The sequence below is a fragment of the Mycobacteroides sp. H003 genome (genome assembly GCF_001440135.1).
Lineage (GTDB): Bacteria > Actinomycetota > Actinomycetes > Mycobacteriales > Mycobacteriaceae > Mycobacterium > Mycobacterium gwanakae.
The window spans coordinates 228,431-241,367 of the sequence record NZ_LJYL01000019.1 but is presented as its reverse complement, the minus strand read 5'-3'; the positions used below and the strand labels follow the sequence as shown (position 1 = coordinate 241,367).

General features: G+C 64.3%; 12 protein-coding genes. 7 read left to right on the top strand and 5 right to left on the bottom strand.

Features of this window, described 5'->3' with window-relative positions:
- The first annotated feature begins 22 nt into the window (after nt 1–22).
- Entirely contained in the window at nt 23–1,387 is a 1,365-nt protein-coding gene (locus AOT87_RS13910; protein WP_057966716.1) for a glycosyltransferase family 87 protein, read from the top strand.
- On the top strand, nt 1,344–1,739 hold the full coding sequence (gene msrB, locus AOT87_RS13905) for a peptide-methionine (R)-S-oxide reductase MsrB (protein ID WP_198528396.1): 396 nt from the start codon (nt 1,344–1,346) through the stop codon (nt 1,737–1,739). Before AOT87_RS13910 ends, msrB begins: the two co-directional genes overlap by 44 nt.
- A gap of 57 nt (nt 1,740–1,796) precedes the next feature.
- Here msrB and hemQ read toward each other — a convergent pair whose 3' ends face one another.
- The 3 genes from hemQ to hemE are packed head-to-tail and all read right to left on the bottom strand — an operon-like array spanning nt 1,797 to nt 4,958.
- Nucleotides 1,797–2,492: a hydrogen peroxide-dependent heme synthase gene (hemQ, locus tag AOT87_RS13900; RefSeq protein ID WP_030093762.1), complete on the bottom strand. Its 696-nt coding sequence runs from the start codon at nt 2,490–2,492 to the stop codon at nt 1,797–1,799.
- A complete protein-coding gene (locus tag AOT87_RS13895) occupies nt 2,485–3,861 on the bottom strand; it encodes a protoporphyrinogen oxidase (RefSeq protein ID WP_057966718.1) in 1,377 nt (458 codons plus the stop codon). Before AOT87_RS13895 ends, hemQ begins: the two co-directional genes overlap by 8 nt.
- Nucleotides 3,858–4,958 carry a uroporphyrinogen decarboxylase gene (gene hemE / locus AOT87_RS13890; RefSeq protein WP_165589974.1) on the bottom strand — a complete coding sequence of 367 codons (1,101 nt, stop codon included), beginning with the start codon at nt 4,956–4,958 and terminating at the stop codon, nt 3,858–3,860. The genes AOT87_RS13895 and hemE overlap by 4 nt, the downstream gene beginning before the upstream one ends.
- 61 nt (nt 4,959–5,019) lie before the next feature.
- Between hemE and AOT87_RS13885 the strand changes: the two genes are divergently transcribed.
- The 5 genes from AOT87_RS13885 to AOT87_RS13865 all read left to right on the top strand — a co-directional run bounded on the left by AOT87_RS13885 (nt 5,020) and on the right by AOT87_RS13865 (nt 9,550).
- On the top strand, nt 5,020–5,601 hold the full coding sequence (locus AOT87_RS13885; RefSeq protein WP_044103959.1) for a DUF3000 domain-containing protein: 582 nt from the start codon (nt 5,020–5,022) through the stop codon (nt 5,599–5,601).
- Between the two features lie 22 nt (nt 5,602–5,623).
- Nucleotides 5,624–6,826, top strand: a complete 1,203-nt coding sequence (locus tag AOT87_RS13880; RefSeq protein ID WP_057966719.1) for a ribonuclease D — start codon at nt 5,624–5,626, stop codon at nt 6,824–6,826.
- A gap of 119 nt (nt 6,827–6,945) precedes the next feature.
- A complete protein-coding gene (locus tag AOT87_RS13875; protein WP_057969616.1) occupies nt 6,946–7,242 on the top strand; it encodes a hypothetical protein in 297 nt (98 codons plus the stop codon).
- Entirely contained in the window at nt 7,239–8,900 is a 1,662-nt protein-coding gene (locus tag AOT87_RS13870; RefSeq protein ID WP_052740243.1) for a hypothetical protein, read from the top strand. Before AOT87_RS13875 ends, AOT87_RS13870 begins: the two co-directional genes overlap by 4 nt.
- Nucleotides 8,897–9,550 (top strand): hypothetical protein, encoded by a 654-nt coding sequence (locus AOT87_RS13865; protein WP_057969615.1) that lies wholly within the window; start codon nt 8,897–8,899, stop codon nt 9,548–9,550. Before AOT87_RS13870 ends, AOT87_RS13865 begins: the two co-directional genes overlap by 4 nt.
- A gap of 47 nt (nt 9,551–9,597) precedes the next feature.
- Here the strand turns inward: AOT87_RS13865 and dxs are convergent, their stop codons facing one another.
- Nucleotides 9,598–11,523 carry a 1-deoxy-D-xylulose-5-phosphate synthase gene (dxs, locus tag AOT87_RS13860; RefSeq protein WP_057966723.1) on the bottom strand — a complete coding sequence of 642 codons (1,926 nt, stop codon included), beginning with the start codon at nt 11,521–11,523 and terminating at the stop codon, nt 9,598–9,600.
- A 21-nt stretch (nt 11,524–11,544) separates the two neighbouring features.
- Entirely contained in the window at nt 11,545–12,843 is a 1,299-nt protein-coding gene (gene nhaA / locus AOT87_RS13855) for a Na+/H+ antiporter NhaA (protein WP_057966724.1), read from the bottom strand.
- Between the last annotated feature and the right edge of the window lie 94 nt (nt 12,844–12,937).

The window sequence follows — 12,937 nt, the reverse complement described above, 5'->3', positions numbered from 1 at the left end:
GCGCTCAAGGTACGGTGCCTGCGTGGTGTCAGTCGATACGTTCATTTCGGGCTTCAAGAACTCGTTGAAACCTCCGACCGCACCGCCATCGGTCGCGACGATCCTGCGGTCGGTGCTGTGGCCCGTCGCGATCATGTCGATCATTCACCGCGCCTACGTGCTGGGCACCAACGGCTACATCACCGACGACTTCGGGCCGGTGTACCGGGCCGTCATCGCCTTCAAACGGCACCAGCCGGTGTACAACGAGAACTTCAGCTACGTCGATCCGCATTACATCTATCCGCCCGGCGGCACGCTGCTGCTCTCCCCGTTCGGGTATCTGCCCGTTGACGCGTCGCGGTACTGGTTCATCAGCATCAACGCCGTCGCCATCGTGATCGCGGCCTACTTCCTGCTGCGGCTGTTCAACTTCACACTGACCTCGGTCGCCGCGCCCGCGCTGCTGCTGGCCATGTTCTGCACCGAGAGTGTCACTAACACACTGGTTTTCACCAACATCAACGGTGTGATGCTGCTGCTCGAGGTGCTGTTCTTCCGCTGGCTGCTCAATGGGAACGCGAAGTCCGATTGGCTGGCCGGTGTCGCGATCGGGCTGACACTGGTGATCAAACCGCTGCTGTTACCGCTGTTGTTGTTGCCGCTACTCAACCGGCAGTGGCGGGTGTTCGTCGCCGCTTTCGGCATCCCCGCGTTCTTCAACGCGGTCGCGATGTTCGGCCCGCACAAGGTCAGGATCGTCGACGGCTGGGACTACTTGCGGCGCACCGTGAAATACCTGGGCGAAACCCGCGATTACTTCAACAGCTCCATCGCCGGAAACGCCGTGTACTACGGGCTTCCCGCACCATTGACCGCCGTGCTGCGCATCGCGTTCCTACTGATCGCCCTGGCGAGTGTGTGGCTCCTCTACAAGTACTACCGCCGCCGCGACCCCCGGTTCTGGGCGCTGACCACCGGTGGTGTGGTGCTGACGGCCTCGTTCCTGCTGCTGGGGCTGGGACAGGGCTACTACTCGATGGCGCTGTTCCCGTTCGTGATGACGATCGTGCTGCCCAATTCGGTGTTGCGGAATTGGCCGGCCTGGCTGGCGATCTACGGGTTCTTCTCCATGGACCGCTGGCTGCTGGTGCATTGGCCCACCACGGGTCGCGCCCTGGAGTATCTGAAGATCACCTACGGATGGTGCCTGCTGCTCATCGTCGTGATGATGGTGCTGGTGCTTCGGTATCGGGATGCCAAGGCCGCTGGCACACTGGATAGCGGGCTAGATCCAGACTGGATGGGCGCGGCGATAGGCACTAAGGAGTCAGCGGACGATGACGACATCGAACGACCCGAAGGTGAATCTGACCGACGAACAGTGGCGGGAGCGACTGACTCCTGACGAGTTCGCGGTGCTGCGCCGGGCCGGCACCGAACGCCCTTTCGTCGGTGAGTACACCGACACCAAGACCGAGGGCGTGTACGCCTGCCGAGCATGCGGGGCCGAACTGTTCCGCAGCACCGAGAAGTTCGAATCCCATTGCGGCTGGCCGTCGTTCTTCGACCCGGCCAACTCGGATGCGGTGATCCTGAAGCCGGACAAGTCGCTGGGCATGCGCCGGGTCGAGGTGCTGTGCGCCAACTGCCACAGCCACCTAGGGCACGTGTTCGAGGGCGAGGGCTATCCCACGCCTACCGATCAGCGCTACTGCATTAACTCGATCTCTCTGCGCCTGCAGCCCGCCGAAACCTAGGTTGTGGCGGTTTCGTCTCGCACAAATTCGCCATAACCTCGGTCTCGGCGAAATGGTCTAGGGAAGCCGGGCGACGAGTTCCTCGGCAGAGACCCGCGGGCCGGTAAAGAACGGCGTCTCCTCGCGCACGTGCAACCGGGCCTCGGTGGCACGCAAATCGCGCATCAGGTCGACGATGCGATACAGCTCGGGTGCCTCGAAGGCCAGCAGCCACTCGTAGTCGCCGAGCGCGAAGGCGGGCACGGTGTTGGCACGCACATCCTTGTAAGCACGCGCGGCGATACCGTGATCGGCGAGCATCTTGCGCCGCTCCTCATCGGGCAGCAGGTACCAATCGTAGGACCGCACAAAGGGATACACGCAGATGTAGGCGCCGGGCTCCTCCCCCGCGAGAAACGCCGGGATGTGGCTCTTGTTGAACTCGGCCGGACGGTGCAGGGCCGCATTGCTCCACACCGGGGTGCTGGCCCGGCCCAGGGCGGTGGTGCGACGGAAATCGCTGTACAGCGCCTGCAGCTTCTCGATGGACTCGGCGTGCGACCAGATCATGAAGTCGGCGTCGGCGCGCAGGCCTGCCACGTCGTAGATGCCGCGAACCACGACACCATCGTCCTCATGCCGTTTGATCAGGGTGGCCACCTCGTCGGCGGCGCCGTCGCGATCCTCGCCCAATCCTCCTTCGCGCACCTGGAACACCGAGAACATCAGGTAGCGAATGGTCGAGTTGAGGGTGTCGAAATCGAGGCTAGCCATGCCCCCATCGTGCCACGCTGTCCTGTGCCGCTCGAGAGGCGGAGGACACACAAGCCGGTACTCCAATTCCGTCCAGGTACGAGCCAGCCACGGCGATCCCCGGCGGCAACCCGCCGCGGATGGCGTCGGCGACGTCAGCGTGGCCGGGTCCGTACTGGGGCATGGCGTCGATCCAGCGGGCCAGCGCCGTATCGATGGGCGTCACCGACGCGCCCAGCACGGTTTCGAGGTCGGTGACGGCCCAGTGCAGCAGCTGCTCGTCGCTGGTGGCTCGCGCCACGGTGTCGCCGAAACGCCCGTAGGACAAACGCACCACCTGGGTGCTTCGTCCGCGCATCCCCCACTTGCCGGTCGAGAACGTCAAGGCCTTGGTGTGTAAAGCTTCTCCGGATGCGACGAGCACGCCGGAGTTGGCCGGAATGGGGGCGTCGCCGGGCAACGTCAGTGCGACGACCACCGAGGACGCCACCGGGACGGCGCGCGCAGCCTCCGCCGATTCGGGTGCCACCGCATCGAGGATGTCCGCGGCGCGAGGCGCGGGGACCGCGACAACGACCACGTCCGCGTGCTCAGATGCGCCGACGCCGGTGACCGCCCAGCTCTCACCGTCACGCGCGATGCCGGTCACCGCGAGCCGCCGGTGTTCGGCGCGGGCGCGGCGCCAGAGTTCTTCCACCAGCACCGTGTAGCCGCCGTCGATGGCACCGAAGATGCCGGTGGCCGATATCGGCGGCAATGCTTGCCGGGTGGCGACCAGCAGGCTGCTGGCCCCCTCGTCGAGGGCCCGGGCTATCCCGGGCGCGGCGGTCCGCAGGCCAGTCGTCGCGGCCGAACCCGCGTACACCCCACCGAGCAGGGGGTCGACGAGCCGCGCGACCACCTGCGGCCCGAATCGCAGCGAGACCAGGTCGGCAACGGTGGGATCGGCGCCCACGGTCCAGTGCATATCGCGCTCAGGCTCGCTGTCGATGCGCACCACGGTCTCCTCGTCGACGAGGCCCACCACCGAAGACCCCGAGGCCGGGATGCCGTTCACCGTTCGCGCGGGCAGCGGGTGCAGACTGCCGCCGGCGTAGATGAGCGGCCGCGCACCGGTGGTATCGATCCGGCGGTCCGCCAGTCCCAGTTCATCCAGGAGATCCAGTACCTCGGGGCGCCGGGTGATAAATGCCTCGGCGCCGATATCAACTCGATGCTCACCCAGGGTGATGGTGCGAAGGATTCCACCCAGCTGCTCGGCGGGGTCGTACACGGTGATGCGCGGACCATCGCCGAGTTCACACCGCAGCCGATATGCCGCCGTCAACCCCGAAATACCGCCCCCCACAACGGCAATGGAGGGTGAGGACGGCCGTGCCGCTGAGGTCACAACGAATGCACCAGCGCCACCGCATCGGTGAGGACTACCGGATCGGTATCCGGCAGCACGCCGTGTCCCAGATTGAAGATATGTCCCGCGGCACCGTCAGCCACTGCCTGGCGGCCCTCGGCGACAATCCGGCGCACCTCGCGCTCCACCACCGGCCACCCGGCCAGCAGTACTGCTGGATCGAGGTTGCCCTGCAAGGCTTTTCCAGCGCCGACCCGACCCGCCGCCACATCCAGCGGGGTGCGCCAGTCCACACCGACCACGGTAGCGCCGGCCTCTCCCATGGCGCCCAATAGCTCGGCGGTGCCCACTCCGAAGTGCGTCATGGGTACGCCCTCATGCGCGAATTCACCGAAAATCCTTGTGCTGTGCGGCAATACAGCTGAACGGTAGTCGGCCAGCGATAACGCACCGGCCCACGAGTCGAACAGTTGCAGCGCGTCCACACCGGCGTCGAGCTGTGCACGCAGGAAGGCGATGGTGACATCGGTCAACGCGGTCATCAGCGCATGCCAGGTCTGCGGGTCGCCCTGCAGCAGCGCCTTGGTGCGCTGATGGTGACGACTCGGGCCGCCCTCGACCAGATAGGAGGCCAGCGTGAAGGGGGCACCGGCAAAACCGATCAGTGGCGTCGCGCCCAGTTCGGCGACCAGCAGTCGCACGGCATCACTGACGGCCTCGACCTGTCCGGGCTCCAGGCGCGGCAGCTTCGCCACATCGGCGGTGGTGCGCACCGGGTTGGCGATCACGGGCCCCACATCCGGAACGATGTCCAGATCGATACCGGCCGCCTTGAGCGGGACCACGATGTCGGAGAACAAGATGGCGGCATCAACCTGGTGCCGGCGGATCGGCTGGAGCGTGATCTCGCAAACCAGTTCAGGATTAAAACAAGCGTCCAGCATGGCGTGGTCGGCGCGCACCGCGCGGTACTCGGGCAGCGAACGCCCGGCCTGCCGCATGAACCACACCGGGGGGCGGCTGGGGGCTCTTCCGGCGGCAGCCGCCAGATAGGGAGAAAGCGGCAGCTCACGACGGGTTTTTGCCTGCGTCGCGCGATCTTCATTCAATCCGGTCATCACTGCCCATGCTGCCATGGCAACCTTGCACGGCGCGCCTGCGGGAGCATGTCGGCCCAGCGCGCTACCGTCCATTGCTGTGACGTCTGCCGAACCAGCCCCGTTCCGCGCGGCGGTCGACGCGATGAACTCCGTGACCGTGCGTCCGGAGATCGAGCTGGGCACTATTCGTCCCCCGCAACGATTGGCTCCGTTCAGCTATGCGCTCGGCGCGGAAATCAAGCACCTCGACACCGATAACGTGCCCGAACAATCCGAAGGTGATGCGTTTGGCAGGCTAATCCTGCTGCACGACCCGGAGGGTGATGAGGCGTGGAACGGCACCATGCGGCTGGTCGCCTACATCCAGGCCGATCTGGACGCCACCGAGGCCGTGGACCCGTTGCTACCGGAAGTTGCGTGGAGCTGGCTCGTGGACGCCCTGAACACCCGCACCACAGATCTGACGGCGTTGGGTGGAACCGTGACCGCAACCACCTCGGTCCGTTACGGCGATATCGCCGGCCCCGGGCGCGCTCACCAGTTGGAGCTGCGGGCGTCCTGGACCGCCACCGGTACCGATATCGAAACCCACGTCGAGGCATTCTGCGAGGTGTTGGAGCATGCGGCGGGCCTACCACCGGTAGGTGTGACCGACCTGGGGTCGCGCCACCGCGCTTAGCGCCTACGCTGCTGACTCAGATATGGACAACGACTCCGAGCTTCCCGAACCGACACCACTGCTTCGCCCCGCCGAAGGGGTGCCGCCAATCACCGCGTCAACGGATGAGATCCGTATGGCGGCTAAACGTTTGGCATCCGGGACGGGCGCATTTGCGGTCGACGCGGAGCGGGCTTCGGGATTCCGGTACTCCAACCGGGCCTACCTGATCCAGATTCGCCGACGCGGAGCCGGAACCGTGCTGCTGGATCCGACCAACGTTCCGGACGCACTCGGGCCAATCATCGAGGTGCTGGGTGCCGACGAGTGGATCTTGCACGCCGCCGACCAGGATCTGCCCTGCCTGGCCGAACTGGAGATGAGACCGCCGTCGCTCTATGACACTGAATTGGCCGGGCGGCTGGCCGGTTTCGAGAAGGTGAACCTGGCCGCGATGGTCCATCGACTGCTGGGGCTGGGCCTGGCCAAGGGACATGGCGCCGCCGACTGGTCTAAACGTCCGCTACCGGACGATTGGCTCAACTACGCGGCGCTGGACGTCGAGGTGCTCGTCGAGCTACGCGAGAAGATCGCCGAGGTTCTGGCCGAACAAGACAAGACCGAGTGGGCCCGGCAGGAATTCGAGTACCTGGCGCACACACCGGCCTCGGCGACCCGACGGGACAACTGGCGTCGCACCTCCGGAATCCACAAGATTCGCAAGCCCGGACAGTTGGCGGCGGTACGCGAATTATGGCTCAGCCGTGACGAACTGGCCCGGGCACGCGATGTGGCCCCTGGACGTACACTGCCCGATTCGGCAATCGTGGAAGCTGCCATGGCAGATCCGAAGACACGCAACGAACTGATCGCTCTCCCGGTCTTCGGCGGCCCCCGACAGAAACAGCAGGCCGACCGATGGCTCGCAGCGCTGGCGAAGGCACGCAACGCAGACGCCCCGCCGCCGGTCAATGAACCCACCACCGGGCCACCGCCGGTGTCGCGGTGGTCGCGACGCAAGCCCGAGGCCTACGCCCGCCTGGAAGCCGCGCGCACGGCCCTGTCGGCGCTCTCCGAGCAGATCTCGGTACCCGTGGAGAACATCGTCACCCCGGAAATCGTGCGGCGGCTCTGCTGGGACTGGGACGGCAACGGAGACGTCGAGGAACTACTCGCCGGCCACGGCGCCCGCCCATGGCAGCGGGAACTGACCGTCCCGGTACTGACCGAAGCGCTGACCGGCTGAGCAGGCGATTCATGCCAGGCTCGTCGATGTGCCAGCTCCGAACTTTCATGGAACCAAATAACCCCGGGGCCCGTCGTAGTAAGTAATCAACGACTTATGTCCCGGCCAGGAGAACACCCATGACTCTGCGCACGAACCCGGAGAGCTTGCGCGATCTGGCAACACGGTTCGATGAGATCGCCGGCAACATCACCTACATCGCTGGGCAGTACGACGCTTCCGGCGCCACCGGCGCCCTACCAGGCAGTAAAGCTGGTGTAACGGCAGCAGCGACGACACAACCCGTACGAGAGGCGTACGAAGGCATCGCGAAGAAACTGCAATCAATGGCCACGACCACACGTGCAAACGCCACCAACTTCGAAAGCTTGGAAGGTGCCAACACCGCGGCAATACGCGGGGCAGCACAACGATGAGCCTTACCGTTTCGCAAGCGCGCGCATGGGACCCGTCGTTTCTGGACAAGTTAGCCACCGGACTCGAAAACGGAAACACCAGCTACGAAGGCCAACTCGATAAGGCCCTGCGCGAAGCCGAGGAAGAGCACAGCCGAGGCAGTGGCAAGGAGGCCGACGCCCGTCTGGCGGCCGCACAAAAAGAACACTCAATGGGCATGCGGATCGCCAAGGCGATTGATGCCGGTGTCGCGTCGTTACGGGCGGGGGCGACCCGCATGGGCGATGCCCGCAACGTGGCTTTGGCCCGCGTGGATGACGCGCTACACGAGCAGTTCGAGGTTTCCGATGCGTGGAAGGTTTCCCTGTCAGCGGCGCAGGCCAATGACAAGAACGCGCCCGCACGCCGCGATCATCATCAAGCACTCGTTGAGGACGGACGGCACAAACTCGTCGAGGCGGACGAAGCCGTGTCCTTCGACCTCGATGCCAAGTTCGACGAGATCAAGGCTTGGTCAAAAGACGAGGCCCAGGGTGATGACTACGAACCTCCTTCCCTGCAAGGAAAGTCGCGGGAGGAAGTCGCCCAGATCGTCAAATCCGCAGAGTTCCAGGAGTGGATGAAGGAGCATCCGGATGCGGCCAAACCAATCCTCGATGCCGCATTCGATGCGGGACAACTGGACCCCAACGACCCCATGTATAAGAATTTCCTTCAGGGATACTGGCAACGAGAGGCGTTAGAAGCGGCGGGAATTGACCCGTCGACATGGGATCCTTCCAAGGGCGCCCAAGCGAATGCGGACACCATCCGCAAGGTGTACGAGTACTACGGCAAGTTGTTCCTAGACCATCCGGAGCTTCAGTGGGCGGGCATGGCCAACATGATCGGCCCGTCCTTCGCCGGGGCGTTCTACGACTTAGATCAAATGCAGCAAGTGGCCAAGCAGATAGAAGCGAACCTCCCGAACATCCCAGGGATTCCGGACCAGATCAAAGATAGAATCCACCAGCTCGCGAACATGCCTGCAAGCGAGCTGCAGTTCTACCAAACAACCCTGCTGTCCATGCAGAAGGAAATCTTCATGGACCAAGCCGCCATGCATGAGGCGTATCTGAACGGCGGCACCGCCGAGACGGACAGATTGTTCAGAGCAGGTTTGTTGGACCCGCCCACCCAAAAAGCCTGGCATGAAATCGCCGATGGAGCAGCAACAGGGAATCCAGAGCTCATTGCCAAGGGAAACACGCAACTTCTACATCGTGAGCAGTGGGACATAATCGCCGATGACTACGACCGCATGCGCAACCATCCGGGCACAGGCGGCGTGGTCACTTGGGGTATGACCATGCTGGGAGCCCCATCGATACCGGGTGCGCATTCATACGCCGAATTGTTCCCGGAGACATTCAAATTCGACCCGCCGGGCCCCGGCTCGATCGAAGTGAAGACACCATTCCCCAACGGAAACATCTCGTACGCCGACCAACGCTGGAACCTCATCACTCAGGACACCCTGCCCGCTTATCAGAACCTGCTGCGTGACAATCCGGACCTCGCGCGCCAAATCATTGAGTCGAACTTTAATCAACGCATGGAAAGTCAGCGGCTTGGCAACCAAATCGATGACATCGTGAAGCGCTTCATCGACGGCTGGAAAGTTGAGATCCACCGATGAGGAAGTTGCAGTGCCTCCTACTCATCACAACGATGCTGGTCAGTGGTTGCGCTGGCTGGATCCGAGAAGGGAAAGAAGTGACCGGACCTACTGTCAATGACCAGGGATTTTCACTGCTTACCGAGGCCGGTATCGCCGAAATCGAACGCAGTAAACACGCCCGGTTTGACTTAAGAAACCGGGAACTCACCAGACAAGCCGTGGGACTCGCGGGTTCAAAAAGCGAGCCGATGATTGGCACCCCCGGCGGCGCCGAACTCACATTCACCTTCTTGGGGCCCTCCGCCGAGGAGAACGTTGTCACACAGAACATAACGTTCGCATCCACCGATCTAGCAGACACACTTGACCTCATCGTTTGGTTCAGCGCGCCAGCCACTATCGAGGATGCCCACGCCGAGCTGCGCTCTGGGATCTACCGCTGGGGATTCCGACCAGAAGATGTTCAGCGCTGGATCACAAACTCGACCAAACGCGACGACGATAAGGAGTTTCTAGGCATGGGAGTCGGCCTCGCGGGACTAATCGTCGGTGTCACCGCAAGGAGAAAGAACGGCAACGATGTTTACGAGTACCAGCTCTACCTCGACCCGGCGTTGTACACGGCCAATGCGATAGACGCCATCAAGAAGACCGGCAAGCACATTTGACAGAATCTCGATAGCTCGCTGAACGCGCCGAAAGGCGGGACTCAGAGTTAGTCGACCTGCTGCGTGGCCGGGTTCACGGTGCTCTCCCCGATCTCGCGGCTCATGGCAGCCACCCAACCGGTGATCTTGCGGGCAATGTGCTGATCGGTCAAACCGAGCTGCTCAAGGACCTGGCCGCGCGATGCGTGATCCAGGAACTGTTGCGGCACACCAATATTGCGGGCCGGAATATCCACATCGGCATCCTGCATTGCCGCAGTCACCGCGCTACCCGCTCCGCCGTGCACGCCGCTGTCTTCCAGCGTCACCACCAACCGGTGCTGGCGAGCCAGCTCGATCACATGGCCGGGCACCGGAAGCACCCAGCGCGGATCGACGACGGTCACGCCGATTCCCTGCTTGCCGAGCCTCTCGGCCGTCGCCAACGCTGTCGAGGCGAACGAGCCGACCGCCACCAACAGCACATCGGCATGCAATCCGCTAAGCGGCCGCGCAAGTATGTCGACACCATCGCGTCGCTCGACCGCCGGGATATCCTCCGCGACTTCGCCTTTCGGGAACCGCAGTGCGGTCGGTCCGTCATCGACCGCCAGCGCCTCGGTCAGCTCCTCACGCAGCCGCGACGCATCACGCGGCGCCGCGACCCGCATGCCGGGCACCACGTTCAGGATCGACAGGTCCCACATGCCGTTGTGGCTGGCCCCGTCGCTTCCCGTGATACCGGCCCGGTCCAGTACGAAGGTCACCGGAAGCTTGTGCAGCGCAACGTCCATCATCACCTGATCGAACGCACGGTTCAGGAAGGTGGAGTAGATCGCGACCACGGGGTGCAGACCGCCCATCGCGAGCCCGGCGGCGGAGGTGACGGCGTGCTGCTCGGCGATACCGACGTCGAACAGCCGATCGGGAAACCGCTCACCGAACTTGCTGAGCCCGGTCGGGCCCGGCATGGCCGCGGTGATCGCCACGATGTTGCGGTGTTCGCTCGCCACCTCGATGAGTGAGTCGGAGAACACCGATGTCCAGCCCGGCGCCGACGCCTTGATGGAGCGGCCGGTTTTCGGGTCGATGATGCCGGTGGAGTGCATCTGCTCGGCCTCGTCGTCCTCGGCCGGCGCGTACCCCATCCCCTTGCGGGTGATCACGTGCACGATGACCGGGCCACCGTATCCACGGGCGCGGCGCAGCGCGTCCTCCACCGCCTGCTCGTCGTGGCCATCAACGGGCCCAACGTATTTGATGCCCAGATCGGTGAACATCACCTGCGGTGACACCGCGTCCTTGACCCCGACCTTGAGGCTGTGCATCAACGCATACGCCAGCGGTCCGACCACCGGCATGCCGCGCAGCAGCTTCTTACTCTCGTCGAGCACCTTCTCGTACGAGGGGGTGAGCCGCAGCCCCGCCAGGTGCGAGGCGAGCCCACCGATGGTCGGCGCATAACTGCGCCCGTTGTCGTTGACGACGATGATGATGCGCCGATGCGCGGCGGCGGCGATGTTGTTCAGGGCCTCCCAGCACATGCCGCCGGTGAGCGCGCCGTCGCCGACCACCGCGACCACATGTCGGCGGCGCTGGCCGGTCAGTTCGAATGCCTTCGCGAGTCCATCGGCGTACGACAGCGCGGTCGAGGCGTGGCTGGATTCCACCCAGTCGTGCTCGCTTTCGGCACGCGATGGATATCCGGACAAGCCGTCCTTCTGCCGCAGCGTGTCGAAGTCACCAGAACGCCCGGTGAGGATCTTGTGCACGTACGCCTGATGACCGGTGTCGAAGACAATCGGGTCATACGGGGACTCGAAGACGCGATGCAGGGCCAGAGTCAGCTCGACGACGCCCAGGTTGGGTCCAAGGTGGCCGCCGGTCGCGGCGACCTTATGGATCAGGAACTCGCGGATCTCGTCGGCGAGTAAGTCCAGCTCTCGCTTCGAGAGACCCTGCAGGTCACCCGGTCCTCTGATGTCGTCAAGCATCAGGACAGTCTACGCAGCGATTCAGATTCGGTCGCTTGGAGCGGAGCCAAAAACATCGGGTACTCCATCGTGATCTGCGTCAAGGGTCTCCTTGGCCTCGATCCGCCGATACGCGCGGTTACGCAGCCGCAGCACCACGGAGGCGACTGCCGCCGAGGTCAACGATCCGGCTAATACACCGACCTTGACGTGCTCGGCAGCCGACCCGGTGCCGAACGCCAGTTCGCCGATGAGCAGGGACACCGTGAATCCGATGCCCGCGAGCAGCGCCACGCCGGCGATGTCGAGCCAGCTGAGGTCGTCGTCGAGACTCGCGCGCGTGAACCGCGCCAGCAGGTAGGTGGTGAGGAAGATGCCAATAGGTTTACCCACCACCAGGCCCAGCACCACGCCCAGCGCCACCGGATCCCGCAGCGCCTGCCACAGCCCGGCGAAGCCGCCCAGGGTGACACCCGCGGCAAAGAATGCGAACACCGGCACCGCCACACCCGCGGACACCGGTCGCATCCGATGCTCGAATCGCTCGGCCATCCCATGTACATCGGTACGGCCATCACGCCTGAGGACAGGAACGGTGAATCCCAAGAGCACACCCGCCACCGTCGCGTGCACCCCCGAGGCGTGTACCAGCGCCCAGGTCGCAAGCGCCAGCGGTACCAGCAGCCACCATTCCCGGCGGCGGCGCTGCACCGCCACCGCGAACAGCGCGAGCGGGATGAGCGCCAGGCCTAGTGGCGCCCAGTGCAGCTCATCGGTGTAGAACACCGCGATCACGATGACGGCCAGCAGGTCGTCAACCACCGCCAGGGTGAGCAAGAAGGTGCGCAGCGCCGAGGGCAGATGGGTAGAAATCACGGCGAGCACAGCGAGCGCGAAGGCGATATCGGTGGCGGTCGGTATAGCCCAGCCACGCACGGCCTCTCCACCGCCCGGTGCGTTGACCGCCAGATAGATGGCGGCCGGAACGAGCATGCCGCCGACCGCCGCGACGATCGGCAAGGCCGCTCGTCCCGGGTCGCGTAGATCGCCCGCCACGAACTCGCGTTTGAGTTCGACCCCCACAACGAAGAAGAAAATGGCCAACAGCCCGTCGGTCGCCCAGCCCGCCAGGGTGAGATTCAGGTGCAAGCGCTCCGGCCCGACCGTGATGGCCCCCAGCCGGTAGTACCAGGAGCTCCACGGCGAGTTGGCCCACAGCAGTGCGGTCATCGCGGCCACCACCAGCAGCACACCGCCGACGGTTTCCTTGCGCAGGATCTCCGCGGCCCGAGAGGACTCCGCCCACGATCCGCGGGTGAAGACGCGTTGGCGCAGGCGCATGGCTCGGTGTCCGTTCCTCGTGGCAGGGCAAAGTTCCGCCGACCAGACTTCCCGGCACACCTAGGGACCTACTTTATAAGATCTTTACACCTGC